General features: G+C 63.0%; 24 protein-coding genes. 18 read left to right on the top strand and 6 right to left on the bottom strand.

Going from position 1 to position 25,772, the window contains the following annotated elements; genetic code table 11:
* Window positions 1–2: 2 nt before the first annotated feature.
* Both cysQ and ACTS1Z_RS15515 read right to left on the bottom strand, forming a co-directional pair.
* Window positions 3–803, bottom strand: coding sequence for a 3'(2'),5'-bisphosphate nucleotidase CysQ (cysQ, locus tag ACTS1Z_RS15520; RefSeq protein WP_442625377.1), 801 nt, complete (start codon window positions 801–803; stop codon window positions 3–5).
* A gap of 102 nt (window positions 804–905) precedes the next feature.
* On the bottom strand, window positions 906–2,486 hold the full coding sequence (locus ACTS1Z_RS15515; RefSeq protein ID WP_442625376.1) for a long-chain-fatty-acid--CoA ligase: 1,581 nt from the start codon (window positions 2,484–2,486) through the stop codon (window positions 906–908).
* A 125-nt stretch (window positions 2,487–2,611) separates the two neighbouring features.
* Here ACTS1Z_RS15515 and ACTS1Z_RS15510 point away from each other — a divergent pair, with 125 nt between their 5' ends.
* From ACTS1Z_RS15510 to ACTS1Z_RS15435, 16 genes are all read left to right on the top strand, one after another.
* Window positions 2,612–4,108 (top strand): CoA-acylating methylmalonate-semialdehyde dehydrogenase, encoded by a 1,497-nt coding sequence (locus tag ACTS1Z_RS15510; RefSeq protein WP_442625375.1) that lies wholly within the window; start codon window positions 2,612–2,614, stop codon window positions 4,106–4,108.
* Window positions 4,109–4,111: 3 nt separating this feature from the next.
* On the top strand, window positions 4,112–4,576 hold the full coding sequence (locus tag ACTS1Z_RS15505) for a hypothetical protein (RefSeq protein WP_442625374.1): 465 nt from the start codon (window positions 4,112–4,114) through the stop codon (window positions 4,574–4,576).
* 5 nt (window positions 4,577–4,581) lie between these two features.
* Window positions 4,582–4,968, top strand: a complete 387-nt coding sequence (locus tag ACTS1Z_RS15500; protein WP_442625373.1) for a RidA family protein — start codon at window positions 4,582–4,584, stop codon at window positions 4,966–4,968.
* 66 nt (window positions 4,969–5,034) lie between these two features.
* Window positions 5,035–6,177 (top strand): acyl-CoA dehydrogenase family protein, encoded by a 1,143-nt coding sequence (locus tag ACTS1Z_RS15495; protein WP_442625372.1) that lies wholly within the window; start codon window positions 5,035–5,037, stop codon window positions 6,175–6,177.
* Window positions 6,178–6,201: 24 nt separating this feature from the next.
* Window positions 6,202–6,984, top strand: a complete 783-nt coding sequence (locus tag ACTS1Z_RS15490) for an enoyl-CoA hydratase-related protein (RefSeq protein ID WP_442625371.1) — start codon at window positions 6,202–6,204, stop codon at window positions 6,982–6,984.
* Entirely contained in the window at window positions 6,962–7,879 is a 918-nt protein-coding gene (gene mmsB / locus ACTS1Z_RS15485) for a 3-hydroxyisobutyrate dehydrogenase (RefSeq protein WP_442625370.1), read from the top strand. Before ACTS1Z_RS15490 ends, mmsB begins: the two co-directional genes overlap by 23 nt.
* Window positions 7,880–7,950: 71 nt before the next feature.
* Window positions 7,951–8,976 carry an SDR family oxidoreductase gene (locus ACTS1Z_RS15480; RefSeq protein WP_442625369.1) on the top strand — a complete coding sequence of 342 codons (1,026 nt, stop codon included), beginning with the start codon at window positions 7,951–7,953 and terminating at the stop codon, window positions 8,974–8,976.
* A gap of 222 nt (window positions 8,977–9,198) precedes the next feature.
* Window positions 9,199–10,731: an acyl-CoA carboxylase subunit beta gene (locus ACTS1Z_RS15475; protein ID WP_442625368.1), complete on the top strand. Its 1,533-nt coding sequence runs from the start codon at window positions 9,199–9,201 to the stop codon at window positions 10,729–10,731.
* An 8-nt stretch (window positions 10,732–10,739) separates the two neighbouring features.
* Window positions 10,740–11,192 carry a hypothetical protein gene (locus ACTS1Z_RS15470; RefSeq protein ID WP_442625367.1) on the top strand — a complete coding sequence of 151 codons (453 nt, stop codon included), beginning with the start codon at window positions 10,740–10,742 and terminating at the stop codon, window positions 11,190–11,192.
* A gap of 167 nt (window positions 11,193–11,359) precedes the next feature.
* On the top strand, window positions 11,360–12,346 hold the full coding sequence (locus tag ACTS1Z_RS15465; protein ID WP_442625366.1) for a DUF808 domain-containing protein: 987 nt from the start codon (window positions 11,360–11,362) through the stop codon (window positions 12,344–12,346).
* Between the two features lie 28 nt (window positions 12,347–12,374).
* On the top strand, window positions 12,375–12,794 hold the full coding sequence (gene mce, locus ACTS1Z_RS15460; RefSeq protein ID WP_442625365.1) for a methylmalonyl-CoA epimerase: 420 nt from the start codon (window positions 12,375–12,377) through the stop codon (window positions 12,792–12,794).
* An 82-nt stretch (window positions 12,795–12,876) separates the two neighbouring features.
* A complete protein-coding gene (locus ACTS1Z_RS15455; RefSeq protein ID WP_442625364.1) occupies window positions 12,877–13,677 on the top strand; it encodes an enoyl-CoA hydratase-related protein in 801 nt (266 codons plus the stop codon).
* Window positions 13,678–13,700: 23 nt separating this feature from the next.
* Complete coding sequence (scpA, locus tag ACTS1Z_RS15450) at window positions 13,701–15,836, top strand: methylmalonyl-CoA mutase (RefSeq protein ID WP_442625363.1); 2,136 nt, start codon at window positions 13,701–13,703, stop codon at window positions 15,834–15,836.
* Window positions 15,833–16,837, top strand: a complete 1,005-nt coding sequence (bioB, locus tag ACTS1Z_RS15445) for a biotin synthase BioB (RefSeq protein WP_442625362.1) — start codon at window positions 15,833–15,835, stop codon at window positions 16,835–16,837. The genes scpA and bioB overlap by 4 nt, the downstream gene beginning before the upstream one ends.
* A 4-nt stretch (window positions 16,838–16,841) precedes the next feature.
* Entirely contained in the window at window positions 16,842–17,237 is a 396-nt protein-coding gene (locus ACTS1Z_RS15440) for a lysozyme inhibitor LprI family protein (protein ID WP_442625361.1), read from the top strand.
* A gap of 22 nt (window positions 17,238–17,259) precedes the next feature.
* Window positions 17,260–19,242: an acetyl-CoA carboxylase biotin carboxylase subunit gene (locus ACTS1Z_RS15435; RefSeq protein ID WP_442625360.1), complete on the top strand. Its 1,983-nt coding sequence runs from the start codon at window positions 17,260–17,262 to the stop codon at window positions 19,240–19,242.
* A gap of 21 nt (window positions 19,243–19,263) precedes the next feature.
* Here ACTS1Z_RS15435 and ACTS1Z_RS15430 read toward each other — a convergent pair whose 3' ends face one another.
* Both ACTS1Z_RS15430 and ACTS1Z_RS15425 read right to left on the bottom strand, forming a co-directional pair.
* Entirely contained in the window at window positions 19,264–19,566 is a 303-nt protein-coding gene (locus ACTS1Z_RS15430; RefSeq protein WP_442625359.1) for a hypothetical protein, read from the bottom strand.
* Entirely contained in the window at window positions 19,563–21,011 is a 1,449-nt protein-coding gene (locus ACTS1Z_RS15425) for a coniferyl aldehyde dehydrogenase (protein WP_442625358.1), read from the bottom strand. The genes ACTS1Z_RS15430 and ACTS1Z_RS15425 overlap by 4 nt, the downstream gene beginning before the upstream one ends.
* A gap of 134 nt (window positions 21,012–21,145) precedes the next feature.
* Between ACTS1Z_RS15425 and ACTS1Z_RS15420 the strand changes: the two genes are divergently transcribed.
* Both ACTS1Z_RS15420 and ACTS1Z_RS15415 read left to right on the top strand, forming a co-directional pair.
* Window positions 21,146–21,565 carry a VOC family protein gene (locus ACTS1Z_RS15420; protein ID WP_442625357.1) on the top strand — a complete coding sequence of 140 codons (420 nt, stop codon included), beginning with the start codon at window positions 21,146–21,148 and terminating at the stop codon, window positions 21,563–21,565.
* A gap of 57 nt (window positions 21,566–21,622) precedes the next feature.
* On the top strand, window positions 21,623–22,672 hold the full coding sequence (locus ACTS1Z_RS15415) for an enoyl-CoA hydratase/isomerase family protein (protein WP_442625356.1): 1,050 nt from the start codon (window positions 21,623–21,625) through the stop codon (window positions 22,670–22,672).
* A 102-nt stretch (window positions 22,673–22,774) separates the two neighbouring features.
* On the opposite strand, the gene glpK is transcribed toward ACTS1Z_RS15415, so the two are convergent.
* Together glpK and glpD are read right to left on the bottom strand one after the other, a co-directional pair.
* The gene (gene glpK, locus ACTS1Z_RS15410) at window positions 22,775–24,238 is read right to left on the bottom strand and encodes a glycerol kinase GlpK (protein ID WP_442625355.1); all 1,464 of its coding nucleotides are present in this window, start codon (window positions 24,236–24,238) and stop codon (window positions 22,775–22,777) included.
* Entirely contained in the window at window positions 24,235–25,719 is a 1,485-nt protein-coding gene (gene glpD / locus ACTS1Z_RS15405) for a glycerol-3-phosphate dehydrogenase (RefSeq protein WP_442625354.1), read from the bottom strand. Before glpD ends, glpK begins: the two co-directional genes overlap by 4 nt.
* Window positions 25,720–25,772: the final 53 nt, after the last annotated feature.

The raw sequence follows: 25,772 nt of genomic DNA, 5'->3' as shown, positions 1-25,772 counted from the left end.
TCCTAGCGGCCCCAGGCGATGAAATGCGGATTGTCGAAGCCGCGCTCGGCCTTGTTGTACATCAGCGGCCCGGCTTCGCTTTCGCCCTCCAGCGCCATGACGCGGCCGCCCGCGGCTTCGAGCACGGCCTGGCCTGCGCCCGTGTCCCACTCCATCGTCCGGCCGAGCCGCGGATAGACGTCGGCCGAGCCCTGGGCGAGCAGGCAGAATTTGAGGCTGGAACCGGCCGGCGTGAAATCCTTGACGCCGATCTTGTCGAGCAGTGCTTCGGTCTCGGGCGAACGGTGGCTGCGGCTGGCGACGGCGGTCAGGTTCTTGTGGAAGGCCGATCGCGCTTCGATCTCGTGCGGATGCTCGGCTTCGGTGCGATCCTGTCCGGGCGCGACCTCCTGATAGAAGGCGCCTTCGCCGCTCGCGCCGTAATAAAGTTTCGAAATTGCCGGGGCATAGACGACACCGGAGATCGGGCGGCCATGGTCGATGAGCGCTATATTCACCGTGAATTCGCCGTTCCGGGAGACGAATTCGCGCGTCCCGTCGAGCGGATCGACAAGGAAGAACCGGTCTCCTAACTCCGGAATCCTGCCTTCCGACGCCGCTTCTTCGGCGAGGATCGGGATATCGGGCTGTGCGGCCTTGAGCCCCGCCTCGATAATCGCTTCGGCCTCTTTATCGGCAGCGGTGACGGGTGAGCCGTCGCCCTTGGCATCGGCGTCGAAATCGGTCTGGTAGATCGCGTCGATCGCCGCGCCGGCTTGCAGGGCCAGATCGATCATGAGGTCGAGATGGGTGTCTTTGCGCACGTTTTCGGGCTTTCCTTGAGTGCTCCTGCGAAGGCAGGAGCCTAGAGCAGGAAACGATATCGCTTGAGGCACTGGGCTCCTGCCTTCGCAGGAGCACATGGTTCAGTTCACCTGCCGCTCCTTGCCCTCCCAATAGGGCGCGCGCAAATCCTTTCGCAAAATCTTGCCGCTCGCATTGCGCGGCAGCATGTCGAGAAAATCGACCGATTTCGGGCATTTGAAGGCCGCGATTTGCGTGCGCGAATATGCGATCACATCGTCTTCGCTCAGCTCTTCGCCCGGCTGCCTGACGATCACGGCCTTGACCGCTTCGCCCCATTTTTCGTCGGGCACGCCGATCACCGCCGCATCGGCGACCTTGGGGTGGCTGTATAGCGCGTTCTCGACTTCGGCCGGATAGACATTCTCGCCGCCCGAAATGATCATGTCCTTGATCCGGTCCTGAATATAGACATAGCCGTCTTCATCCATGTAACCGGCATCGCCCGTATGCAGCCAGCCATCGTCCTGTACGGTCTCGGCGGTCTTTTCCGGCTGTTTCCAATAATATGCCATGTTCTTGGGCGACCGCGTCACGACCTCGCCGATCTCGCGCGGCGGCAGGTCGTTGCCGTCCTCGTCCACCACCTTGATCTCGCAACCGGGCAGCGCCTTGCCCGCCGAGCGCATCCGTTCATTGCCGTCGGGGTCGTGATCGTCGGGCGGCAGGATGGCGACGGCGCCGGTCGTCTCGGTCATGCCGTAGGACTGGACGAAGCCGGCATTGGGAAAGGCCTTGATGCAGGCGCGCAGCAGATCGAGCGGGATCGGCGAGGCGCCATAGCCGACCTGGCTCACATGGCTGGTGTCGGTCTCGGCCATCTTGGGATGCTGGAGCAGGAATTGTAGCGCCGCGGGCACGAGGAAGAAGCGGGTCACCTCGCGCCGGTCGATGAGATCGAGTATCTCGCCCGGATCGAATTCGCGCGTCACCGTGCAGGCCGATCCGTAATTATAGGGGATCAGGCCGTAACCGGTGCCCGCGATATGCGCGACCGGCATCGGGATCAGCCCCGATTCCTCCTCGGTCCAATTGTCCCAGTCGGGCGTCTGGATGTCCGGATCGCGGCCGAGATCGAGGAAATTGCCATGGGTGAGAACCACGCCCTTGGGATTGCCGGTCGTGCCGGACGTGTAGAGCTGCACGAGCGCATCGCCGCGGTCCGGTTTGGGCGGCGCGTCGTCGCCGCTCGCCTCCGCGGCAATATCGCCGAGCGAGGGCACATCGCCGCCATCCTCCGATGCCCAGAGAACGCGCACGGCATCGATGGACTTCGCCAGCGCCTTGCCGGTGTCGAGGAAATCGGGCGTCGCGACGATCGCCTCGGCTTCGGCATCGGAGACGATGAACTTCATTTCGGGCTCGGCCAGCCGCCAGCCGATCGGCACGATCGTTGCCCCGACGCGCGCCGCCGCGAACAGCAGGATGAAATACCAGTCGCTATTCTTGCCGAGCCAGGCGATCCGCTTGCCCGAGCCGAGATCGGCGCGCTGCAACCCGCGCGCGAGTGCCTCCATCTTCTCCTTCACCTCGGCAAAATTGGTGACGCGGCCCTCGAAACGATAGGCGACGTGATCGGGCCGGTGCTCCGCCCAGAAATCCGCCAGCTCGTCCAGCGTGCTTGCCGTGTGAAGTTGATGCATCCTGCTCTCCGATAGTGTTTTCGGCCGCCATTTCGATCGCATGAGATCGATACTCGGCATGGCCTTGTCCGTTTTTGCGCATTATGGCGTCTCCGACATTTCTATTTGGAATTTGGAGGAAAGCAATGCGCACGGTGGAGCATTTCATTGGCGGCAATGCGGCTGGCGGTGGATCGCGCCAGCATGACATCTGGGATCCGAACTCGGGCGAAGTGCAGGCCAAGGTTTCGCTGGGCACGGGCGACGAACTGCAAAAGGCGGTCGATGCGGCGCTGGCCGCGCAGCCGGCCTGGGCGGCGACCAATCCGCAGAAGCGCGCGCGCGTGATGTTCGAATATAAGCGGCTCGTCGAAGCCAATATGGACGAGCTGGCAGCTTTGCTCTCCTCCGAACATGGCAAGGTGCTCGCGGATGCCGCCGGCGATGTGCAGCGCGGGCTCGACGTTATCGAATTCTGCTGCGGCATCCCGCACGCGCTGAAGGGCGAATATACGCAAGGCGCCGGGCCCGGCATCGACGTCTATTCGATGCGCCAGCCGCTCGGCATTTGCGCCGGGATCACGCCGTTCAACTTCCCGGCGATGATTCCGATGTGGATGTTCGGCGTTTCGATCGCCTGCGGTAATGCCTTTATCCTCAAGCCCTCCGAGCGCGATCCGAGCGTGCCGGTGCGGCTTGCCGAACTGATGAAGGAAGCGGGGCTGCCCGATGGCATTCTGAATGTCGTTCATGGCGACAAGCAGATGGTGGACGCGATTCTCGACCATGACGACATCAAGGCGGTGAGCTTTGTCGGCTCCACCGACATCGCCCATTATGTGTATCAGCGCGGCACGGAAAACGGAAAGCGCGTCCAGGCGATGGGCGGGGCGAAGAATCACGGCATCGTCATGCCCGATGCCAATCTCGACCAGGTGGTGAACGACCTGTCCGGCGCGGCGTTCGGCAGTGCGGGCGAGCGCTGCATGGCGCTGCCCGTCGTCGTGCCGGTCGGCAACGACACGGCGGACGCGCTGCGCGAGAAGATGATCCCGGCGATCGATGCGCTGCGCGTCGGCGTCTCGAGCGATCCGGACGCGCATTACGGCCCGGTGGTCACGAAGGAGCATAAGGAACGGATCGAAAACTGGATCCAGACCGGCGTCGACGAGGGCGCGGAACTCGTCGTCGACGGGCGCGGTTTCAAGTTGCAGGGCCATGAAGACGGCTTCTTCGTTGGCCCCTCACTGTTCGATCATGTGAAGCCGGGCATGGAAAGCTATCGGCAGGAGATTTTCGGGCCCGTGCTCCAGATGGTCCGCGCCAACGACTTCGAGGAGGCACTCGCGCTCGCCAGCAATCACCAATACGGCAACGGCGTCGCGATCTTCACGCGCAACGGCCATGCCGCCCGCGAATTCGCGGCTCGAGTGAATGTCGGCATGGTCGGCATCAACGTGCCGATCCCGGTGCCCGTCGCCTATCACACCTTCGGCGGCTGGAAGCGCTCGGGCTTCGGCGACACTAATCAGCACGGCATGGAAGGCGTGAAATTCTGGACCAAGATCAAGACCGTCACCCAGCGCTGGCCGGACGGCGGCGGCGACGGCAGCAATGCCTTCGTCATCCCGACCATGGGGTAGAGGATGGCTGCGTTTGCCCGACTACTGGCTTTGTCGTCGCTGGCCGTAGCCATGCCGGCGATGGCGCAACCGGACAATGATCCCGGTGTCGCGCTGCCCCCGCCGGGCGAGCTGGCCTTCGCGATACCGGCGCAGTTTCATGGCCGCTGGCTTTCGGCGGACATGGGTTGCGGAAACGAGACCGGATCGACCGAAACGATTATTTCCGCAGTCGGCCTGCAACGCGGCAGCCATTGGTCGGAACCGGTGGAGCTGATCGCGCAGTCGGACGATGGCAGGCGGCTCACGATGCGGGCGGACCTCTATTTTCAGGCCCCGCCGGTCCTCCACCGATCCGTGTGGGAACTCAGCGCCGACGGAAACAGCCTCGTCATCAGCGACAGCCGATTGGCTGCGTCCGGTGAGGAAGAAGGCGAGCTGGTGCGGCGCGTGGAGCTTGTGCGCTGTGACGCTGACCGTGCGAGTTGACGTCCATGGACCGCCGCAAAACCGCCTCCGCTTCCCCGTTCGAAAAGGCGTTCGGCTTCTCCCGTGCCGTTCGCTCCGGCAACCGTATCCTCGTCTCCGGCACCGGACCGATCGAGCCTGATGGCAGCTCGACGCCAGGCGATGCGGCAGATCAGGCGCGGCGCTGTTTCGCGATCATCGAGGCGGCGGTCGAGGAGCTGGGCGGTTCGCTAGCCGATGTCGTGCGGACGCGGATGTTCGTGACCGACGCCGCCGACGGCGATGCGATCGGCGCGGTCCATGGCGAGATTTTCGGCGATGTCCGCCCGGCCGCGACGATGGTCGTCGTCGCCGCGCTGCTCAGGCCCGAATGGAGGGTCGAGATCGAGGCGGAAGCGGAGATCGGCCGGTAGCAGGTCTTCCGCCGCCGGGCGATTTCGGGATTACGGTCGCTCCAAAAGCCCGCTATAGGGGCGCGCATGACACAATTCGACCTGACCGACGAGCAGCGCCAGATCCAGGAGATGGCGCAGAAATTCACTGCCGACGAAATCACCCCGCACGCCGCCGAATGGGACGAGAAACACATCTTCCCGCGCGACACAATCAGCAATGCCGCCGAACTCGGTTTCGGCGCGATCTACGTGTCCGAAGAGAGCGGCGGCATCGGGCTCGGGCGGCTCGAGGCGGCGCTAGTCATGGAGGCGATGGCCTATGGCTGCCCCTCGACCAGCGCCTTCATCTCGATCCACAACATGGCGAGCTGGATGATCGACACCTTCGGTTCGGACGCCGTGAAGCAGAAATATCTGCCCGAGCTCGTCACCTGCGAGCGCGTCGCCAGCTATTGCCTGACCGAGCCGGGTTCGGGCTCCGACGCCGCCGCGCTCAAGACCAAGGCGGTGCGCGAGGGCGACCATTATGTCGTGTCGGGCTCGAAAGCCTTTATCTCGGGCGGCGGCGAGAATGGCGTCTATGTCACCATGGTCCGCACGGGCGAGGAGGGGCCCAAGGGCATTTCCTGCCTCGTGATCGAGAAGGATATGGAGGGCGTCTCCTTCGGCGCGTTCGAAAAGAAGCTCGGCTGGCATTCGCAGCCGACCGCGCAGGTAAATTTCGATTCTGTGCGCGTTCCTGTGGAAAACCGTGTGGGCGATGAGGGGGAAGGCTTCCGCATCGCGATGATGGGGCTCGATGGCGGGCGCCTCAATATCGGCGCCTGTTCGCTGGGCGGCGCGCAGCGCTGTCTCGATGAGGCGGTGAGCTACACCAAGGAGCGGAAGCAGTTCGGCCAGGCCATCGCCGATTTCCAGAACACGCAGTTCATGCTTGCCGATATGGAAACCGATCTCCAGGCAGCCCGGATGCTGCTCTATACGGCGGCGGCGAAAGTCACCGCAAACGCCCCGGACAAGACCCGTTTCGCCGCGATGGCCAAGCGGCTGTCGACCGATAATGGCAGCAAGATCGTCAACGATGCGCTGCAGCTGTTCGGCGGTTATGGCTATCTGCAGGACTATCCGATCGAACGCTTCTGGCGCGACCTGCGCGTGCATTCGATTCTCGAAGGCACCAACCAGATCATGCGCATGATCGTCTCGCGCGATATGCTGCGGCAGTAGATTTACTCAAACAGGGAATTTCCGATGGATTATGAAACCATCCTCGTCGAACAGCGCGGCGCGATCACGCTGATCACGTTGAACCGGCCCAAGGCGCTCAACGCGCTCAACAGCCATGTGCTCGACGAGCTCATCGATGCCTTTGCCACGTTCGAGGCCGATGACGGGCAGCGCTGTGCGGTGCTGACCGGCGCCGGCGACAAGGCCTTTGCGGCGGGCGCGGACATCAAGGAGATGTACGACAAGGCGGCCGCCGATTTTTACCTCGAGGATTTCTTCGCGAAGTGGACGAGCCATATCGTGAAGGCCGTGCGCAAGCCCTGGATCGCGGCGGTCAACGGTTTCGCGCTCGGCGGCGGGTGCGAGCTGGCGATGATGGCGGATTTTATCATCGCGTCCGACAAGGCGAAGTTCGGCCAGCCCGAGATCAATCTCGGCGTCGCTCCGGGCATGGGCGGTTCGCAGCGGCTCACCCGCGCGATCGGCAAGGCGAAGGCAATGGAGATGTGCCTGACCGGGCGGATGATGGACGCCGAGGAAGCGGAGCGCTCGGGCCTTGTCGCGCGCGTCGTGCCGCATGACGACCTGCTCGACGAGACGCTGAAGACGGCGGAGAAGATCGCATCGCAGGCGCCGATGGCGGCGATGGTGAACAAGGAGATGGTCAATGCGGCCTTCGAAACGACGCTCGATCAGGGCGTGCTGCACGAACGCCGATTGTTCCAGATCCTGACCGCGACCGAAGACAAGACAGAAGGTATGGGCGCGTTCATCGACAAGCGCGATGCGGAATGGAAGGGACGCTGACATGACCACAATCGCCTTTATCGGGCTCGGCAATATGGGCGCGGGGATGGCCGCAAACCTCGCCAAGGCCGGGCATGACGTCGCCGCTTTCGATATTTCCGAGGATGCGCTGGAGGTCGCCAAGGCCAATGGCTGCCGGATCGCCGAGTCCGGTGCGGATGCGGTGAAGGGCGCCGAAGCCGTGGTCACCATGCTGCCCGCCGGCAAGCATGTCCGCGCCGTCTATCTCGACGATGTGTTCGATCATGCCGAGCCGGGTACGCTGCTGCTCGACTGCTCGACCATCGATGTCGCAACGGCGCGCGATGTCGGCGAACAGGCGGCGGCCAAGGGCTTCCTCATGGTCGACGCGCCGGTCTCGGGCGGCATTGCTGCGGCGGCGGGCGGCACGCTGACCTTCATGGTCGGCGGCACGGACAAGGCGTTCGAGCGCGCCGAGCCGATCCTCGACGTGATGGGCAAGGCGGTGATCCATGCCGGCGAGTCCGGCGCGGGGCAGGCGGCGAAAATCTGCAACAACATGCTGCTCGGCGCGACGATGATCGCGACCTGCGAGACCTTCAACCTCGCCCAGTCGCTGGGTCTCGATCCGCAGACCTTCTTCGATATCTCGTCCAAAGCCTCTGGCCAGAGCTGGTCGATGACGAGCTATTGCCCGGTCCCCGGCGTCGGCCCGGACAGCCCGGCCGATAACGATTACGAAGGTGGTTTTGCCGCGCCGCTCATGCTCAAGGACCTGAAGCTTGCGATGGAAGCGGCCGACGAAGCCGGGATGCGCACGCCGATGGGCGCCAAGGCGCGCGCTCTGTACGAGCAATTCGTCAAGAATGGTGGAGAAAAGAAGGATTTTTCGGGGATAATCGAGTTTCTCGAACGCAGCTCAATCGACGGCTAGCTTTGGCCATCGTAGTGAAGCAATGACGATGTTTTGAGGGTCAGACAAACAAAGATATCGGAGACGCAGCCATGGCCAAAACCGCACTTGTGACCGGGGGCACCGGATATATCGGCGGCGAGGTTATCGACCAGCTGCTCGCCAGGGGCTGGACGGTTCATACGACGGTGCGGTCCAAGGCGAAGAGCGAACAACGGCTCCGCGATCGCTGGCCCGATGCGGGCGAGCGGCTCAAGATTTTCGAAGCCGATCTTGAAAACGATGCAGGCTGGGCCGAAGCCAATGCCGGCTGCGAAGGCGTCGCCCATGTCGCCTCGCCCTTTCCATTGGCCGTGCCGGACAATGAAGACGAGCTGATCGTCCCCGCGCGCGAAGGCACGCTGCGGGCGCTGCGCTTTGCCAAGGAGGCTGGCGTGACGCGCTTCGTCCAGACCTCGTCGGTCGCCGCGATCGCCTATGGCCATGACGAGAGCCGGACCGAATTCGACGAAAGTGACTGGACGAACATTCAGACACCCGGCGTCGCACCCTATACGAAATCCAAGACGATCGCCGAGCGCGCCGCGCGTGACTGGGTCGAAGCGAACGCGCCGGAGATGGAGTTCTGCAGCGTCAACCCGACCGGCGTGTTCGGACCCGTCGTCAACGACGATCTGTCGACCTCGATCGAGCTGATCAAGCGGCTGATCGACGGCAGTATGCCGATGATTCCCGAAATGGGCATCGGCGTCGTCGATGTCCGCGATGTCGCGAAGATCCATGTGCTGGCGCTCGAAGCGCCGGCCGACAAGGTGCGCGGCGAACGCTTTGCCGCGGCCAACGGCTTTATGTGGACGCGGGAGATGGCCGAAGTGCTGCGCGCGCGGATCGGCGACAAGGCGCGCAAGGTGCCCAAGCGCAAGATGCCCTATATCATGGTCGCCATTCTCGCGCTGTTCATGCCGGCGATGCAGCAGATCAAGGCCAATATCGGCAAGAAACGCGTCACCTCCGGCCGCCATGCCGCCGAAACGCTGGGTTTCGAATATATCCCGGCCGAACAGACCATCGTCGATACCGCCGAAAGCCTGATCGCGCGGGGCGTTGTCACGCTCTGATCCGTTGATTTTCGCCGCTGTTCCTGCTTGGGCTTAATAAAATAACCAACCCCCTCCCTTCTAGGGAGGGGCGTAGGGGTGGGTGAAGCAGAAAGCGGCTCGATGCCGCTTTCGTAGTTTCGTTGCGCGAGAGCCGACAAGGGGATCGACCCCTTGCCGCCTCACCCCACCCTTACATCCCTCCCCTGGAGGGGAGGGAGGAGTTTTTGAGAAGGGGCGATCATGCAGGACGTTATCGAGGATCTTGAACGCCGGCGGGAAGCCGCACGGATGGGCGGCGGGCAGAAGCGCATCGACGCGCAGCACGCCAAGGGCAAACTGACCGCGCGCGAGCGGCTGGAAGTGCTGTTCGACGAGGGTTCATTCGAGGAGCTCGACATGTTCGTCGAGCATAATTGCACCGATTTCGGCATGGAGGAGCAGGTGATCCCGGGCGATGGCGTCGTGACCGGATCGGGCACGGTCAACGGCCGGCTCGTCTATGCCTTCAGCCAGGATTTCACGGTGTTCGGCGGCTCGCTGTCGGAGCGCCATGCGGAGAAGATCTGCAAGGTCATGGACACGGCGATGAAGGTCGGCGCGCCGGTTATCGGGCTGAACGATTCAGGCGGGGCGCGTATCCAGGAGGGCGTGGCGAGCCTGGGCGGCTATGCCGAGGTGTTCCAGCGCAACGTGCTGGCGAGCGGCGTCGTGCCGCAGCTTTCGCTCATCATGGGCCCGTGCGCGGGCGGGGCGGTCTACAGCCCGGCGATGACCGACTTCATCTTCATGGTGAAGGATTCGAGCTATATGTTCGTGACCGGGCCCGACGTCGTGAAAACGGTGACCAACGAAGTGGTCACGCAGGAGGAGCTGGGCGGCGCGGTCACGCACACGACCAAGTCGGGCGTCGCGGACGTCGCGTTCGAGAACGATATCGAGGCGCTGATGGCGGCGCGCGATTTCATCGATTACCTGCCCGCGTCGAACCGCGAAGAGGTACCCGAACGGCCGACCGCCGATGCCTGGGACCGCGAGGAGCCGAGCCTCGACACGCTGATCCCGGCCAGCGCGACCATGCCCTATGACATGCACGAGCTGATCCGGAAGACGGTCGATGAGGGCGAATTTTTCGAACTCCAGCCCGCCCATGCGGCGAATATCATCATCGGCTTCGGCCGGATCGAGGGGCGCACGGTGGGCATCGTCGCCAACCAGCCGATGGTGCTCGCCGGCGTGCTCGATATCGCGGCGAGCAAGAAGGCTGGCCGCTTTGTGCGCTTCTGCGACGCTTTCGATATCCCGATCGTCACCTTCGTGGACGTGCCGGGCTTCCTCCCCGGCGTCGGGCAGGAGCATAACGGTATTATCAAGAATGGTGCCAAGCTGCTCTTCGCCTATGCCGAGGCGACGGTGCCCAAGATCACGGTGATCACGCGCAAGGCCTATGGCGGCGCCTATGACGTTATGGCGTCGAAACATCTGCGCGGTGATCTCAACTACGCCTGGCCGACCGCCGAGATTGCCGTGATGGGGGCGAAGGGCGCGGTCGAGATCATCTTCCGCCAGGACCGCGACGATCCCGACAAGATCGCCGAAAAAACGAAGGAATATGAAGACCGCTTCGCCAACCCGTTCGTAGCGGCTGCGAAGGGCTTTATCGATGAGGTCATCATGCCGCATTCGACGCGGAGACGGGTGGCGCTGGGCCTACGGAAGCTCAGGAACAAGCAGCTCGAGAATCCGTGGAAGAAGCATGATAATATTCCGTTGTGAGAAAAGCAATGAGCGAAAATAGCGAAAATGAACTTAGATTAATAAAAGCCGAAATAATAAAAGAGGAAATTAGAAAGGATGACGATTTTTCGTTTTCCATTTTTAAATGGTGTTTGGCGAGTCTTGTCATTGTGAATAGCGGTACTTTATTTTCATTATCCAGAATGGAAATTATACAATCACCCAATTTTTTATCTATTGCTAGCCCATTTGCCGCTAGTTTATTTTTATCGATAATGTCTGGTATCATAATGTGTATTACTTATTCAATTTCAGCCTCAAGGATGAGGAGTCGCCTTTGGCAGGATAATTTTGATCAATATGAGTCGTTTACGAAATTCTATTCAAGTCTGAAGCCAGGGACAGGGCTATTTTTGATTGGCGCATTGCTTTTGATTTTTAGTGTTAGCGCATTTATTTACGGATGCTTCTCATTAGCCGCAGTCCTAAACGCTTCATAAGTGCAATTTTATTGTAGGCGAGCGATGAAAACTATCCGATCTGTGCGAGAAGATCTGGGAGCGTGTACGTGGGATGGGCCAGTAAGCGAACCAGCTTGCCGCGTAGAAAAAAGGGTCAATCTGAAATGCGGACGGTCTTCGAAATCGGCAGGTTCAATGCGTAGCCCATGCCCTCCGGCCTAGTCGCCCTTCTCGACGACGTTGCCGCCATCGCGCGCGCGTCCGCCGCATCGCTCGACGATATCTCCGTCGCGGCCAAGGCTTCCGCCGCGTCGCTCGACGACATTGGCGTCGCAGCCAGCCGCGCGGGCGCCAAGACAGCCGGCGTGGTCATCGACGATGCCGCCGTTACTCCGCGCTACGTCACCGGCTTCGATCCCGCGCGCGAACTGCCGATGATCGCGCGGATCGCGCGCGGATCGATCTTCAACAAGCTCGTTATCCTGCTGCCCGCCGCCGTGCTGCTCGGCCAGTTCGCGCCCTTTCTCATTCCCTATATCCTGATCGTGGGCGGGCTGTTCCTCTGCTACGAGGCGGCGGAGAAGGTGCTGGAATGGTTTCATGTCGACGAGACGAACGTCCATGAAACGCCCGCGATCGTAGAGGGCGGGGAGCGCGAGGACGATATGGTGTCCGGCGCGATCCGCACGGACCTGATCCTTTCCGCCGAGATCATGGCGATCGCGCTGTCCGAAGTGACCGACCAGGTCTGGTGGACGCAGGCGCTGATCCTCGCGCTGATCGGCCTGGTAATCACGGCGGTCGTCTATGGCGCGGTCGCGCTGATCGTGAAGATGGACGATGTAGGCCTGCATCTCGCCAAGACGCGCGAGGGCGGGATGGCGGCGTTCGGGCGCGGGCTGGTCGGCTTCATGCCGAAGCTGCTGGCGTTCATCTCCGTCGTCGGCACGCTCGCCATGGCCTGGGTCGGCGGCGGGCTGCTCGTCCACAATATCGCGGCGATCGGCTGGCATGGGCCCGAACACTGGATCGAGGCGGTCGCGCATCCGGTGGCTGGGGCGATGCCCGCGGGGCTGCACGGCTTTATGGACTGGCTGGTTTTTGCCATATTGTCCGGGCTCGGCGGTGTGGCTATCGGCGCGGTGATCGCGCCCATCGTCCACCGCTACATGCCCCATGGCGAGGCGCATTGAGCGCCATACAGTGCAGGAGACTGGCAGAATGAAACTCGGCCCCCTCAACCATGTCGGCGTGGCGACGCCCTCCATTCCCGACAGCATCGCCTTCTGGCGCGACATTATGGGTGCGACCAAGATCCACGAACCGTTCGACATGCCAGCGCAGGGCGTGAAAGTCTGCTTCGTCGATACGCCGAACAGCCAGATCGAGCTGATCGAGCCGCTGGGCGAGGATTCGCCGATCCACGGGTTCCTCAAGGCCAATCCGCTGGGCGGCCAGCATCATCTCTGTTTCGAGGTGCCGGATATCCACGAAGCCAAGGCCGAGTTCGAGGCGATGGGCAAACGCGTGCTCGGCGAACCGCGGATCGGTGCGCATGGCACGCTGATCTTCTTCGTCCACCCCAAGGATATGGGCGGTGTGCTGACCGAGATCATGGAGACGCCGAAGGAGGCGCATTGATCGGTCTGCCGGATTTGACTCGCGCGGCTCGGCATGGTTTACGTTAACGTAAACCAACGACATCCGCGGGAGACAGAACGCCATGGCCGAATATGACACCATCAAGCTCGCCGTTGCCGACACTATCGCAACGATCACGCTGAACCGCCCCGAGCGATTGAACGCGATGCCGCCGGCGATGGCCGACGAGATTTCCGCTGCGCTCGACGAGGCGCTGGGCGAGGGCGTGCGCTGCGTCATCATGACGGGCGAGGGCCGGGCCTTCTGCTCGGGCGCCGATCTTGCGGGAGGCGGCCGCGACGGCAGCAGCGAGATCAGCGGCGGCGATCGCGCCAAGGCGTCGCTCGACGGGCATTACAACCCGATGATGAAGAAGCTCGCCGAACTGCCCGTGCCGCTGATCACGGCGGTGAAAGGGCCGGCGGCGGGCGTCGGCTGTTCGGCGGGGCTCGCCGGCGATTTCGTGATTTGCGGGGAATCGGCCTATTTCCTCCAGGCGTTCGTCAATATCGGCCTCGTGCCCGATGGCGGCGCGACCTGGATGCTGCCGCGCCTCATCGGCAAGGCACGTGCCTTCGAGATGATGATGCTCGGCGAGAAGATCCCGGCGGAGAAGGCGCTCGAATGGGGCATGGCGTACAAGGTTGTGCCGGACGATGCGCTGATGGATGAGGCGCAGGCGCTGGCCGAACGGCTGGCCAAAGGCCCGACCAAGGCGCTCGGCCTCATGCGCCGCACGGCAATGGAAAATCTCGAGCGCGACTATTCCGATGCGCTCGATGCCGAAGCCAATGCGCAGCGCGAAGCGGGCAACAGCCAGGATGCGGTGATTGGCGCCGTCGCCTTCCTCAAGAAAGAAAAAGCGCAGTTTACCGGGCAATAGAGCGCGCCTATGATGCGGTCGCTATGACCGACAAACCCACCAAAGCCGATTGGCGCGAACGCGCGGCCAGGGAAGTGAAGGGCCGCGATCTGACCTGGGATACGCCCGAGGGCATCCCGGTACAGCCCGTTTACGATGCGAGCGACGCGATCGATCCGGGCTTGCCGGGGTTCGAACCGTTCACGCGCGGGCCCTATGCCTCGATGTACACGGGCCGGCCCTGGACAATCCGCCAATATGCGGGCTTTTCGACGGCCGAGGAATCGAACGCCTTTTACCGCCGCAACCTTGCCGCCGGGCAGAAGGGGCTCTCGGTCGCCTTCGATCTCGCCACGCATCGCGGCTATGACAGCGATCATCCGCGCGTCACCGGCGATGTCGGCAAGGCGGGCGTCGCGATCGATACGCTCGCCGACATGCAGATCCTGTTCGATCAGATCCCGCTCGATCAGATGAGCGTGTCGATGACGATGAACGGGGCGGTGATCCCGGTGATGGCCTTCTATATCGTTGCGGCGGAAGAGCAGGGGGTGGCGCAGGAACAGCTTTCCGGCACGATCCAGAACGATATCCTCAAAGAGTTCATGGTGCGGAACACCTATATCTATCCGCCCGAACCCAGCATGCGGATCGTCGCCGATATCATCGCCTATACGGCCGAGCATATGCCGCGCTTCAACTCGATCTCGATCAGCGGCTATCATATGCACGAAGCCGGGGCGACGGCGGTGCAGGAGCTCGCCTATACGCTCGCCGACGGAATGGAATATGTCCGCGCGGCGATGGCGCAGGGGCTCGACGTAGACAGTTTCGCGCCGCGCCTCAGCTTCTTCTGGGGTATCGGCATGAACTTCTTCATGGAGGTCGCCAAGATGCGCGCGGGGCGCAAGCTCTGGCACAAGATCATGGACGATTTCGGGGCGCAGAACCCCAAGTCCAAGATGCTGCGTACCCATTGCCAAACGAGCGGGGTGAGCCTCACCGAGCAGGATCCGTACAACAATATCGTCCGCACCACGATCGAGGCGATGGCGGCGACGCTAGGCGGCACGCAGAGTCTCCATACGAACAGCTTCGACGAAGCCGTTGCTTTACCAACAGATTTTTCCGCGCGTATCGCGCGCAACACGCAGCTGATCTTGCAGGAGGAAAGCGGCATCACCAACGTCGCCGATCCGCTGGGCGGTTCCTATTATGTCGAGCAGCTGACCCAGCAGCTCGCCGACAAGGCCTGGGAGCTGATCGAGGAAGTGGAAGCCGCAGGCGGCATGACCAAGGCCGTCGCCGATGGCCTGCCCAAGCGCAACATCGAGGAAGCGGCCGCCGCCAAGGCCGCCGCCGTCGATCGCGGCGAGCAGGTGATCGTCGGCGTCAACAAATATCGCCTCGCCGAAGAGCCCGAGATCGATATTCTCGATATCGACACCGCTCGCGTCCGCCGCGACCAGATCGCGCGGATCGAGAAGACACGCGCCGAGCGCGACGAGGATGCGGCGCAGGCGGCGCTTGCCGCGCTGACCGAGGGCGCGAAAGCCGACGGCAATATGCTGGCGCTCGCAATCGAGTGCGCCCGCGCGCGCTGCACGCTCGGCGAGATTTCGAGCGCGATGGAAGATGCGTTCGGCCGCTACGACACGATCCCCCAGCCGGTGAGTGGCGTCTATGGCGGCGCCTATGACGGCACGCCCGAATGGGAGCGGGTGACGGGCGGTGTCGAAGCGATGACCGGCCGGCTCGGTCGCAAGCCGAAGATCATGGTCGCAAAGATGGGCCAGGACGGGCATGACCGGGGCGCCAATCTCGTCGCGTCGGCCTTTGCCGATATGGGCTTCGAGGTCGTCTCCGGCCCGCTGTTCCAGACACCGGGCGAAGCCGCAGATATGGCGATGGAGCATGATGTCGATGCGATCGGCGCGTCGAGCCTCGCCGCCGGTCACAAGACGTTGATCCCCGAACTCATCAGCAAGCTGGAAGAAGCCGGGCGGTCGGATATCCGCGTCTTCGCCGGCGGCGTGATCCCGCAACAGGATTACGAGTTCCTGCGCAAGGCCGGCGTAAAGGCGATCTTCGGCCCGGGCACCAATCTGGTTGACGCGGCCGCCGAAGTCCTCAAGCTGCTCGGCCATAACCTGCCGCCGCTGGAGGAAGCCGCCGAGTGACCGAAATTCGTACCGACTGGACGCGCGAGGAGATCGCCGATCTCTTCGACCTACCGTTTCACGAGTTGATGTGGCGGGCGCAGACCGTCCATCGCGAAAACCATGCGGCCGGCGAAGTGCAGCTTTGCACGCTGCTGTCGATCAAGACCGGCGGCTGCCCCGAGGATTGCGGCTATTGCTCGCAGTCCGTTCACGCCGATAGCGGCGTCGAGGCGACCAAGCTGATGGACGTCCGCCAGGTGCTGCAATTGGCGGCACAGGCCAAGGATGCGGGGTCGCAGCGTTTCTGCATGGGCGCGGCGTGGCGCAATCCGAAAGACCGCGACATGCCCGCGATCGTCGAGATCGTGAAGGGCGTGCGCGAGATGGGCATGGAAACCTGCATGACGCTCGGTATGCTGACGCCGAAACAGGCGGAGATGCTCGCCGAAGCCGGTCTCGATTATTACAACCACAATATCGATACCTCGCCCGAACGCTATGAAGAGGTGATCACGACGCGCGCCTTCTCCGAACGCATCGAAACGCTCGGGCATGTCCGCGATGCCGGGATCAATGTCTGTTCGGGCGGGATTGTTGGCATGGGCGAAAGCCGGGAGGACCGGGTCGGTTTCCTCCATGCGCTGACGACGCTCGAACGGCATCCAGAGAGCGTGCCGGTCAATGCGCTGGTACCCGTCAAAGGCACCGTGCTTGGCGATATCCTGCACGATGTGCCCGAAGCGAAGATCGACGATCTCGAATTCGTCCGCACGGTGGCGGTGGCGCGGATTACGATGCCGCGCTCGATGGTGCGGCTATCGGCGGGCCGCGAAAGCATGAGCGAGGCCGTGCAGGCGCTCTGCTTCCTCGCCGGTGCGAACAGCATCTTCACCGGCGACAAGCTGCTCACGACGGGCAATCGCGGCGACGATGCCGATGCGGAACTGTTCGAGAAGCTCGGGCTAATACCGCTAGACGGCGAAGAGCCGGCGCGCGCCGATCTGGTGGCGGCGGAGTAAGTCGATGCTCGGGGTGACCCTGTTCGCAATCATGCAGTTCACGCCCAATGCCGAGACCTGCGCCGATAGCGGCAATCTCCCGCAGCAACCGATGAACGCCTGCGCCGCTTGGGAATATGAGCTGGCCGATGCCGAGCTCAACGATGTCTGGGAGCAGGCGATCGCCTATGCGCGCAACTATCTGAGCCATGACGATATGAATGACGGCCGGCCGAGCGGCGCCGAGCGGCTGCTCGCGGCCCAGCGCGCCTGGATTACGCTGCGCGACGAACATTGCGCGGCCTGGTCTTACCATATGCGCGGCGGCAGCGCGGAGCCGCTGCTCTATCACGGCTGCCGGACCAGCATGACGCGCCAGCGGGTGACCGAACTGCGCAATTTGATGATCGAGGATCAATAGATTTCAGGGAGTAGCTAGGGGCGTGTTCAAAAAAATCCTGATCGCCAATCGGGGCGAAATTGCGTGCCGGGTGATCCGCAGCGCGCAAAAAATGGGGATCGCGACGGTCGCGGTCTATTCGGACGCCGACGCGCGCTCGCCCCATGTCGAGATGGCGGACGAGGCCGTGCATCTGGGGCCGCCGCCTGCGGCCGAAAGCTATCTGCTCGCCGACAAGATCATCCAGGCCTGCAAGGATACGGGCGCCGAGGCCGTGCATCCCGGCTATGGCTTCCTCTCCGAGCGCGAGAGTTTCGCCAAGGCCTGCGCGGAGAACGATATCGTTTTCATCGGCCCGCCGCCGGGGGCGATCGCGGCGATGGGCGACAAGATCGAGTCGAAGAAGCTCGCGAAGAAGGCCGGCGTCAGCGTCGTCCCGGGCCATGTCGGCGAGATCGACGATACCGAACATGCGGTGAAGATCTCGACCGAGATCGGCTATCCGGTGATGATGAAGGCCTCGGCCGGCGGCGGTGGTAAGGGTATGCGGCTCGCCTGGAACGAGCAGGACGTGCGCGAAGGCTTCGAGGCAACGAAGCGCGAAGGCAAGGCGAGCTTCGGCGACGACCGCGTTTTCATCGAGAAATTCATCGAACAGCCCCGCCATATCGAGATCCAGGTGCTGGGCGATACGCATGGCAATATCGTCTATCTGGGCGAGCGCGAATGCTCGATCCAGCGGCGCCACCAGAAGGTCGTCGAGGAAGCGCCGTCGCCTTTCGTCGACGAGGAAATGCGCAAGGCGATGGGGGAGCAGGCCGTCGCACTGGCCCGTGCCGTCGATTATCACAGCGCCGGGACGGTCGAGCTGATCGTCGGTGCCGACAAGAGCTTCTATTTTCTCGAAATGAACACGCGGCTGCAGGTCGAGCATCCGGTGACGGAATTCGTTACCGATATCGATCTGGTCGAGCAGATGATCCGCGTTGCGGCCGGCGAAGAGCTGCCGTTCAAGCAGGACGATATCACGCTGACCGGCTGGGCCGTCGAAAACCGCGTCTATGCCGAAGACCCGTATCGCGGGTTCCTGCCGTCGATCGGACGGCTCGTGCGCTACGATCCGCCTGAGGAAAGCCATGAGGAAGAGGGCTGCACGCGCGTCGATGATGGCGTGGCCGAGGGCGGCGAAGTCTCGATGTATTACGATCCGATGATCGCGAAGCTGATCACCTGGGCACCGACGCGGGAGGGGGCGATCGACCGGCAGATCGCCGAACTCGACCGGTTCGAGCTTGAGGGGCTCGGCCACAATCTCGATTTCCTCTCGGCCCTGATGCAGCATCCGCGCTTCCGGTCGGGCGAGATCACGACCAACTTCATCGCCGAGGAATATCCGGAGGGCTTTCAGGGTGCGCCCGTGGACGAAGTGCTGCGCAAGCGGCTGGCCGCGATCGCCGGCTTTGCCGCTGTCGCCCATGCGGACCGGGCGCGGCGCGTGTCGGGTCAGTTGGACGGACCGCTAGAGCCGCCGGCAGAATGGGTCGTCGAGATCGATGGCGCGGCGCATGATGTGCATGTCGACCTGGATGACGTTTCGGTAGACAGCGAAGGGATGGAGCTCGCCATGGCCTATGCCCCGGGTGACCGGATGGTTGAGGCCGAGTTCGGAGGCGAAGCGCTCACCGTTAAGATTAGGCCGGGCCGTTACGGCTTTTCGCTCACGACGCGCGGCGCGAGCCACGATATCCGCACGCTGCCCAGGCATTTCGCCCATCTCGCCCAGCATATGATCGAGAAGGAGCCGCCGGATCTTTCGAAGATGCTGATCTGCCCGATGCCGGGCCTCGTCACCGCGCTCCATGTCGGCGAGGGCGATTCTGTCGAAGAAGGGCAGCCGCTCGCCGTGATCGAGGCGATGAAGATGGAGAATATCCTGCGCGCCGAAAAGGCGGGTGTCGTCAGCAGCGTCAGTGCGGCCGAAGGCGACAGCCTCCAGGCCGACGATGTAATTATGGAGTTCGAATAGGAAGCCGTCCGGGTTTCCGGTTCAGCAGCCGTCCGGCGAAGCGCATCCGCGTATACCGCTCTGCCGCGAGCGATATCCGAGAATGTTCTCGGCATCGTCGTTCCCGTGGCGCGCCATCCGGTCCCACTGCCGGTTGGTCATGCATATCCGTTCACGCCGCGCATTCGATCCGGTGACCCGCCGTGTCTGACAGCGGATATAGTTCGGATCGGACCGCGATAGGGTTTCCTCCGCTTCGGCCTCGGCTTCCTGCGATGCAGCTGCGCCTGGTAGCATCATCAGAGCGCCAGCCGCGAACGTGAGGGCCAGTTTTCCAATCGTCATAGCTTCAACTCCCGCGCAATCGTTTTCTTCGTCGTCTTGCCATAGGGCGGCTTGAAGCCGCCGAGCTTCGCGACATCCATCTTGGGCTGGCTGTAGACGCTCTTCGCATGGCTGAAGGTCTTGAAGCCTTCATGGCCGGTATAGGCGCCCATTCCGGACGGGCCGACGCCGCCGAACGGCAGTTCTTCCATCGCGATATGGAAGATCACGTCATTGACCGTCGCGCCGCCGGAAATCGTGCGGGAAAGCACCTTCTGTTCTTCCGCCTTGTCGCTGCCGAAATAGTAAAGGCCGAGCGGCCGGTCATGCGCGTTCACATAGTCGATGGCTTCGTCGACCGACTTGTACGTCTTGATCGGCAGGACCGGACCGAAAATCTCTTCCTGCATCACGGTCATGTCGTCGGTCGGATTGCGGACGATGGTCAGCGGCATCTTGCGCTTGTTCGACGCACTGAAATCCTCATTGCCCGGATTGACCTCGACGAGCTCCGCGCCCTTCTCCTCGGCGTCCTTCAGATAGCCCTGCAGCCGCTCATAATGGCGGTCGTTGATGATCGAGGTGTAGTCGTCATTCGCGTCAAGCGTCGGATACTGTTCGCCGACCGCCGCCGTCAGGCCCTGGATGATATCGCCCTCCTTCGCTTCGGGCACCATCATGTAATCGGGTGCGAGGCAGATCTGGCCGGCATTCATCATCTTGCCCATTGCGACGCGGCTCGTACCGCGTTCGATATCGGCGCTTTCGCCGAAGATCGTCGGCGACTTGCCGCCCAGCTCCAGCGTGACCGGCGTCAGATGGTCGGCCGCGGCGTGCAGGATATGCTTGCCGATGCTCGTCGCGCCGGTGAACAGCAGGTGATCGAAGGGCAGGGCGGAAAACGCCTGGCCGACTTCGGGGCCGCCATTGAACACGGCGATTTCCTCAGGCGAGAAGGCCTCGCCGATCAGCTTCTCGACCAGCGCGCTGGTAACCGGCGTAAACTCGCTCATCTTGATCATTACGCGATTGCCCGCCGCGAGTGCATCGGCGAGCGGGCTGAAGGTCAGCTGCACCGGGAAATTCCATGGTGCGATGATCCCGACCACGCCCATCGGCTGATACTCGATCCGCGCCTTCGCGCCGAACAGTCCGAGCGGGAAGCGCGCGCTGCGCTTTTCGGGCCGCATCCATTTCTCGACATGCTTGCGCGCATATTTGACCTCGCCGAGCGCCGAGACGACGTCCGTCATCATCGATTGCTCTTTGGAACGATGGCCGAAATCCTCGCTCATCGCGGCGCACAGCGCATCGGCATTGTCGACGAGCAGCCGGCCGGCGCGAGTCAGCCGCTCCTTGCGCGTCTCGGCGCTCACGGGCAGTTCGGCGGTAAAGGCGGCGCGCTGCTTTTCGAGCGCGGCGAGCATCGCATCCTTGTTCACGATTTGCGGGTCTGCATCGGCCATCGTCACATCCTCTGTTGCAATTTGAAACCGAGTTTAGGGCAGATTCGCGAAATTGGGTAGGGGCGCTGTTTGCCGCATCATTGACAAGCGGAGTGGTGAGGCAGAGAAGAACATATACGGAACAGGACGGCGGTATGCGCGGCGATTGGCATCATATCGATTTCACTGTCAGCGACGTTGAAGCGGCGCGGCCGGTCTATGAACTATTCCTGACCCATATGGGCTATCGCGAGACACGACGCGTTGAAGATGGGCCGACCGAGTGGAGCCTGGGCGAGGGACTTTTCCCGTCTGTCGGAATCCGGCCGGCGAACGAGGCAAACAGAGCGATGCAGCATGACCGTTATGCGCCGGGGCTGCACCATGCCGCCTGGCGCGCGGAGGACCGGGCCGATGTCGATGCGCTGCACGCCAAGCTGGTCGAAGCGGGAGTGACGATCCTCGATCCGCCCGATCACTATTATGGCGACAACTACTACGCGGTGTTCTTCGCCGATCCGGACGGGCTGAAGCTCGAATATGTGTGGACTCCGCTGTCCGGCGAAGGCGCCTGACCCTCTCGCGCTATTGATGGGATGACGCGCCGCCGCCGACCCGTTACCAGCATGTCCATGACCGAAGACCTTATCACCCAAATCGACGGCAAAGCTGCCCGGCTGCGGCTCAATCGGCTCAAGGCCCTCCACGCGCTGACCACGGCGATGTGCGAGGCCGCGATCGATGCGCTCATGGCGTGGCGCGAGGATCTGTCGGTGGAGGCCGTGCTGATCGACCATGCCGAGGGCCGCGGCTTTTGCGCGGGCGGCGATATCCGGATGCTGGCCGAAAGCGGGGCGGGCGACGGGGTCAACGCGCGCGAATTCTTCCACACCGAGTATCGGCTCAACCACCTGCTCTTCACCTATGCCAAGCCGACCGTCGCCTTCATGGACGGGATCACGATGGGCGGCGGTGTCGGCCTTTCGCTGCCCTGCCAATATCGGGTCGCGACGGAGCATACGCGCTTCGCCATGCCCGAAACGGGGATCGGGCTGTTCCCGGATGTCGGCGGCGGCTGGTATCTGTCGCGGCTGCCGGGGCGGACGGGGCAGTTTCTCGCGTTGACCGGCGCGCGGATCGACGGGGCGGAGTGCATGGCGCTGGGCCTTGCCACCCACTACCTGCCCTCGGAGTCGCTGGAAGCCGTGAAGGCGAAGATTGCTGAAAACCCGCAGGAGATCGAATCGATCCTGAAGGAAGCTTCGGTCGAACCGCCCGAAGCGCGGATCAAAGAAAATCTCGAAAAGATCGACCGGCTGTTCGCCTCGGACAAGTATGAGGACATCCTTGCCGCGCTCGAGGAAGATAGCTCGGAATGGGCGCAGAAGGAGCTGGAAACGCTGCGCACCAAATCGCCGCAGACCTGCAAGGTGTCGCTCTATCTTTTATGGCAGGGAGCCCAGCAGACCGATTTCGCCGACGAGATGCGTGTCGAATACAGGGTCGGCGCCCATGTCGTGCAGCGGCACGATTTCCTCGAAGGCGTGCGCGCCGTGATCGTCGACAAGGATAACGATCCACAATGGAATCCGGCGACGCCCGAAGAGGTCAGCGATCACCTGATCGACCAGATATTCGCGCCGCTGTCGCCCGACGAGGAATGGACGCCGCTGAGGCTTTAGGCAAAAAACCGATAACCCTGAGCCTGTCGAAGGGTTGTACTTTTTCTTGGCCGTCTCAAAAGAAGTGCAGGGCTTCGACAAGCTCAGCCCAAACGGATTTGTTTAAGCCAGCGTTCGTTCGAGCGCCTTGCGCCACCCGGTAAGCAGCGCGTTCCGCTGCGCATCTGCCATTTGCGGGCCGAAATGCGCATCGGCCTCCCACCGCGCGGACAGATCGTCCAGCCCGTTCCAGACGCCGGTCGCGAGGCCCGCGAGATAGGCGGCGCCCAGCGCGGTCGTTTCATGGCTTTCCGGCCGTTCCACAGGGGCTTCGAGGACATCGCTCAGAAACTGCGCGAACCAGTCATTCTGCGCCATGCCGCCATCGATACGCAGCGCGCGCGGATCGTCGGCCCCATCGGCGCGCATCGCATCGACGAGATCGCGCGTCTGATAGGCGATCGATTCGAGGGTGGCACGGACGACATGGTCGGCCGTCGTATCGAGCGTCATCCCGCTGATCACTCCGCGCGCATCGGGGTCCCAGTGCGGCGCACCCAGACCCACGAAAGCGGGTACGAGATAGACGCCGTGATTGTCCGGCGCCGCCTTGGCAATCGCCGCCGTCTCGCCGGCCTGTGCGATCAGCCCCATCTTGTCGCGCAGCCATTTGATCGCCGCGCCGGCGACGAAGATCGAGCCTTCGAGCGCATAGGTGATATCGTCGCCGATCCTGTAGGCGGGCGTCGTCAGCAAGCGGTTTTCGGACGGTACGGCCTCGGCTCCCGTGTTGAGCAGCAGGAAGCAGCCCGTGCCATAGGTGGATTTCACCATGCCGGGCGCGAAACAGGCCTGCCCGATCAGCGCCGCCTGCTGGTCGCCCGCCATGCCGGCGATGGGAATCGCCCTGCCGAACAGCGCCGGGTCGGTCTCGCCGTAAATCTCCGCATTGCTGCGGATGTCGGGGAGCAGGCTGCGATCGATCCCGAACAGGTCGAGCAGCGCATCGTCCCAATCGCCGCCATGGATATCGCACAGCATCGTGCGCCCGGCATTGGTGATGTCGGTTGCGTGGACGCTGCCGCCCGTCAGCCGCCAGAGCAGGAAACAGTCGATCGTCCCTGCGGCCAGCTCGCCGCGCGCCGCCGCCTCCCGCGCGCCCGCGACATGGTCGAGCAGCCAGGCGAGCTTGGTCGCGCTGAAATAAGGGTCGAGCAGCAGCCCGGTCGTCGCGCGGATCATCGACTCATGCCCATCGGCCTTGAGGCGGCGGCAGGTGTCCGCCGTGCGCCGGTCCTGCCAGACGATGGCATTGTGCAGCGGTTTGCCGGTCGCGCGATCCCAGAGGACGATCGTTTCGCGCTGATTGGTGATGCCGATCGCCGTCGTTTCGTCGGACAGAACGGCTTTCACCGAGGCGACCGTATCCCGCCAGATATCTTCCGGATCATGTTCGACCCAGCCATCCTCTGGATAATGCTGCGGAAATTCCTGTGCGGAACTTGTGAGCGGTTTGCCCGTCTCGTCGAACAGGATCGCGCGGCTCGACGTCGTCCCCTGATCGATGGCGAGAATATGCCTTGTCATGCGTTCACCCTTTCGCGGTCGTCGGCCATGTACGATGCAAGCCGGGCCTGCTCATCCGGGCTCATCGACAGACCCAGCTTGGTCCGCCGCCAGAGCACATCTTCTGGCGTACGCGCCCATTCGCGGTCGATGAGGTAACGCAGTTCGCGCTCCGTCAGGCCCGCGCCGAAGTCCATGCCGAGATCGTCCATGCTCCGTGCATCGCCGAGTATCTCGGTCATCAAGCGGCCATAGGCACGAGCGAGGCGCTTCGTCAGGTCGGCGTCGAGAAACGGGTAGCGCGCCGCCATCTGTCCGAGAAAATCATCGAACTCCGTGCCGAGATCGCCGCCCGGGAACTTCGCGTCACGCGTCCATGCCGGTGCCTGCAATCCCGTTTGCCGGCTCAGCCGGTCGATCGCATCTTCCGCCAGCGCGCGCGCTGTCGTGATCTTGCCGCCGAACACGGAGAGGATCGGCGCATCGCCGTCGCCGCCATCTATCTCGAGCACATAATCGCGCGTGACTTCCTTCGATTGCTTGGCGCCATCGTCATAGAGCGAGCGCACGCCGGCATAGCTGGCGACGATATCCGCTGGCGATATCTGTTTGGAAAAGTACGCATTCACCGCGCGGCACAGATAGTCGATCTCGTCATCGCTCGCATCCGCATCGCCTGGATCATCGACGGCGACGTCGGTCGTTCCGATCAGCGTGAACCGGTCGAGATAGGGCAGGGCGAAGACGATGCGCCGGTCCGGCTGCTGGAGAATATACGCCTGGTCGCCATCATAGAGCGGCGGGACGACGATATGGCTGCCGCGCACGAGCCGCACGTCAGCCTTGCCGGAGAGCCCGACCTTTTCGTTGAGCAGCTTGGAGACCCAGGGGCCGGCCGCGTTCACCATCGCGCGGGCTTCCACCGTCCGGCCGTCGCTCAGTGCCGCTTTCCAGACCGCGCCGGATCGCTCGGCCGACACGAATGCGGTGCGCGTCGCGATCTCCGCACCCCGGTCCGCAGCGTCCACCGCGTTCAGGACCACCAGCCGCGCATCGTCGACCCAGCAATCCGAATAGACGAGGCCCTTGGTGGCCGGATCGGCGAAGGGCGCTGCATAGCGCGGATCGGCCTTGGCCAGCGCGCGCGTGCCCTGCAGCGTCCGGCGGCCGCCGATCATGTCGTAGAGGAACAGCCCGGCGCGGATCATCCAGAAGGGGCGGACCTGATGGTTGTGCGGAAAAACGAAACGCATCGGCCAGATGATATGCGGCGCCGATGCCAGCATGACCTCCCGTTCTTTCAGCGCCTTGCGGACGAGGCCGAACTCGTAAAATTCGAGATAGCGGACGCCGCCATGGATCAGCTTCGACGAGGAGGAACTCGTATGGCTCGCCAGATCGTCGCGTTCGACGAGTAAGGTTTTCCACCCGCGTCCGGCGGCATCACGCGCAATCGCGGCACCGTTTATGCCGCCGCCGACGATCAGGAGGTCATAGGTCATGACGCGTGTTTAGCGGAATTATTTCTGCCGTCACTAGATGGCCGCCGCATCCG

This window comes from Parasphingopyxis sp. (assembly GCF_052168295.1).
Classification (GTDB): Bacteria; Pseudomonadota; Alphaproteobacteria; order Sphingomonadales; family Sphingomonadaceae; genus Parasphingopyxis.
Note: the sequence above shows the minus strand (reverse complement) of the source record. Positions and strands in the feature narration are given on the sequence as shown.

Excerpts from the sequence above, each read along its gene's own strand:
- ACTS1Z_RS15425 (WP_442625358.1), bottom strand. The coding sequence starts at position 21,011 with ATGGCCGATGCAGACCCGCAAATCGTGAACAAGGATGCGATGCTCGCC.
- ACTS1Z_RS15465 (WP_442625366.1), top strand. The coding sequence starts at position 11,360 with ATGCCCTCCGGCCTAGTCGCCCTTCTCGACGACGTTGCCGCCATCGCG.
- ACTS1Z_RS15415 (WP_442625356.1), top strand. The coding sequence starts at position 21,623 with ATGACCGAAGACCTTATCACCCAAATCGACGGCAAAGCTGCCCGGCTG.
- ACTS1Z_RS15515 (WP_442625376.1), bottom strand. The coding sequence starts at position 2,486 with ATGCATCAACTTCACACGGCAAGCACGCTGGACGAGCTGGCGGATTTC.
- ACTS1Z_RS15440 (WP_442625361.1), top strand. The coding sequence starts at position 16,842 with ATGCTCGGGGTGACCCTGTTCGCAATCATGCAGTTCACGCCCAATGCC.
- ACTS1Z_RS15505 (WP_442625374.1), top strand. The coding sequence starts at position 4,112 with ATGGCTGCGTTTGCCCGACTACTGGCTTTGTCGTCGCTGGCCGTAGCC.
- ACTS1Z_RS15490 (WP_442625371.1), top strand. The coding sequence starts at position 6,202 with ATGGATTATGAAACCATCCTCGTCGAACAGCGCGGCGCGATCACGCTG.
- ACTS1Z_RS15510 (WP_442625375.1), top strand. The coding sequence starts at position 2,612 with ATGCGCACGGTGGAGCATTTCATTGGCGGCAATGCGGCTGGCGGTGGA.
- ACTS1Z_RS15500 (WP_442625373.1), top strand. The coding sequence starts at position 4,582 with ATGGACCGCCGCAAAACCGCCTCCGCTTCCCCGTTCGAAAAGGCGTTC.
- scpA (WP_442625363.1), top strand. The coding sequence starts at position 13,701 with ATGACCGACAAACCCACCAAAGCCGATTGGCGCGAACGCGCGGCCAGG.
- mce (WP_442625365.1), top strand. The coding sequence starts at position 12,375 with ATGAAACTCGGCCCCCTCAACCATGTCGGCGTGGCGACGCCCTCCATT.
- ACTS1Z_RS15420 (WP_442625357.1), top strand. The coding sequence starts at position 21,146 with ATGCGCGGCGATTGGCATCATATCGATTTCACTGTCAGCGACGTTGAA.
- ACTS1Z_RS15475 (WP_442625368.1), top strand. The coding sequence starts at position 9,199 with ATGCAGGACGTTATCGAGGATCTTGAACGCCGGCGGGAAGCCGCACGG.
- glpK (WP_442625355.1), bottom strand. The coding sequence starts at position 24,238 with ATGACAAGGCATATTCTCGCCATCGATCAGGGGACGACGTCGAGCCGC.
- ACTS1Z_RS15470 (WP_442625367.1), top strand. The coding sequence starts at position 10,740 with ATGAGCGAAAATAGCGAAAATGAACTTAGATTAATAAAAGCCGAAATA.
- ACTS1Z_RS15480 (WP_442625369.1), top strand. The coding sequence starts at position 7,951 with ATGGCCAAAACCGCACTTGTGACCGGGGGCACCGGATATATCGGCGGC.
- glpD (WP_442625354.1), bottom strand. The coding sequence starts at position 25,719 with ATGACCTATGACCTCCTGATCGTCGGCGGCGGCATAAACGGTGCCGCG.
- ACTS1Z_RS15495 (WP_442625372.1), top strand. The coding sequence starts at position 5,035 with ATGACACAATTCGACCTGACCGACGAGCAGCGCCAGATCCAGGAGATG.
- ACTS1Z_RS15455 (WP_442625364.1), top strand. The coding sequence starts at position 12,877 with ATGGCCGAATATGACACCATCAAGCTCGCCGTTGCCGACACTATCGCA.
- mmsB (WP_442625370.1), top strand. The coding sequence starts at position 6,962 with ATGCGGAATGGAAGGGACGCTGACATGACCACAATCGCCTTTATCGGG.
- ACTS1Z_RS15430 (WP_442625359.1), bottom strand. The coding sequence starts at position 19,566 with ATGACGATTGGAAAACTGGCCCTCACGTTCGCGGCTGGCGCTCTGATG.